The organism is Pseudomonas sp. HY7a-MNA-CIBAN-0227 (genome assembly GCF_040310325.1).
Lineage (GTDB): Bacteria > Pseudomonadota > Gammaproteobacteria > Pseudomonadales > Pseudomonadaceae > Aquipseudomonas.
In genome coordinates this window covers 1-249 of sequence record NZ_JBEOPT010000284.1, presented here as the reverse complement: position 1 = coordinate 249, position 249 = coordinate 1, and the positions used below count along the sequence as shown (strand labels likewise).

The window sequence follows — 249 nt, the reverse complement described above, 5'->3', positions numbered from 1 at the left end:
CACCTGCGCCGCTTCAATTGCCGCCTGATTGCCTACTGCCGTGGCTTTTAGCTGATTGACCAGCGCCTGTTGCTGGTCAAGGGTTTGCTTGGACACGCCGTTGTCGACGCTCAGCAACTGGTAGCGCTTGAGGTCGATCAATGCGCCCTGCAACTGCGCCTGATTTTGCTGCAGTTGGGCTTTGGCCTGATCCAGACTGGCCTTGATTGAGCGGTCATCCAGGGTTGCGAGCAAATCACCGGCCTGGAC

1 pseudogene is annotated in these 249 nt (G+C 58.2%); it reads right to left on the bottom strand.

Going from position 1 to position 249, the window contains the following annotated elements:
• Positions 1 to 249: pseudogene (locus AAEZ06_RS27935) on the bottom strand (biotin/lipoyl-binding protein); the annotation flags it as partial.